General features: G+C 73.1%; 1 protein-coding gene and 1 pseudogene. Both read right to left on the bottom strand.

From position 1 onward, the window contains the following. On the bottom strand, positions 1–548 hold a 548-nt coding region (locus tag ACYVE9_RS27635), incomplete at its 3' end, for a Rho termination factor N-terminal domain-containing protein (RefSeq protein WP_461030624.1). A gap of 364 nt (positions 549–912) precedes the next feature. Next, positions 913–1,167, bottom strand: a pseudogene (locus ACYVE9_RS27630) (hypothetical protein); the annotation flags it as partial.

The following is a 1,167-nucleotide window of genomic DNA, read 5'->3' as shown; positions in this document are numbered from 1 at the left end:
CCCGCGCCGGAGTCGTTGCCGTCGCCGCCGCCGTCGCCGCGGGCCGGACGGTCCTGCTTGTCGGCGCGGTCGGGGCGCTCGGCCCGCTCGGCCTTGTCGGCGTTCCTCGACCGGCGGGACGCCGCGGGCTTCTCGTCGGTGACCGGCTGGCCGGGAATGTCGATCTGCGCCTGGCCGGCCGGCTGCTCGCCGTCCGACTCGGCGTTGTCGCCGGTGCGCGCCTTGGAGGTGGCGCGGCGCTTCGGCTTGGTCTCGGTGGGCTCGGCGGCCTTGGCCGCGGCCGGCTCGGCGGCACGACTGCCGCCGCTCTCGGCCTGCTTCTCCTTGATGACCTCGATCAGCTGGCTCTTGCGCATCCGCGCGGTGCCCCTGATGCCGAGGCCGGAAGCGACCTGCTGCAGCTCCGCCAGGACCATGCCCTCAAGGCCGGTGCCGGAGCGGCGCCGGCGTCCTGCGGTGCCGGAGGCGGTACCCGAGGCAGGCGCGGCAGAGGCGTCCTTGGCAGGCGCGTCGGCGTTCACGCCCATCAGATCGGTGGTGTCGCTCACGAAGGGTCCTTCCCTGGAGCGGACGTCGGCCTGTCTGGCTCGGCGACCGGTTGTGCTGTCCGGCGGCGGTCCTGATGTGGCGGATCGGGCCGGGGCGGTGGTCCCGCCTGTGCGTACGGCGGAGAGATCAATTCACTGGCGCGAGAGGATGACGTGCGTCGTCCGCGCCGGTTCCGGAGCGTGTTCGACACTGCTCGGCAGGCTGCTCAGACAGTGTGGGGAGCTCCCGGAAGAAAGGGGTGGTCCCGGAGAGGGACACCGTGCACCGCACCGTCTCGGCTGCGAGTGCAGACTTGAGGTTAACACTACCGGATCCGACAAACATTCCCCCTCTCCGTAACCGGCTGACGAGCCGGTCCCCCTGTCACTGCCCGCCTCCCGCGCCGGCGAGCGGCAGCACGCTGGCGCCGGCCGTGTCCACGGCCAGCCGGTTCGCCTCCCAGCCGGCACCGGCCGTGCGGGAGACGTTGTCGGCGGTGTCGCGGGTGGCCAGAGCGAGCACCGTGGGCCCCGCCCCGCTGATGACGGCGGGCACGCCGTCGGCACGCAGACGGCTCACCAGTTCGACGCTCTCGGGCATCGCCGTGAGGTCCACACCCCGGCGGCCAGCAGCAGCAGG

Source organism: Streptomyces sparsus, assembly GCF_054776295.1.
Note: the sequence above shows the minus strand (reverse complement) of the source record. Positions and strands in the feature narration are given on the sequence as shown.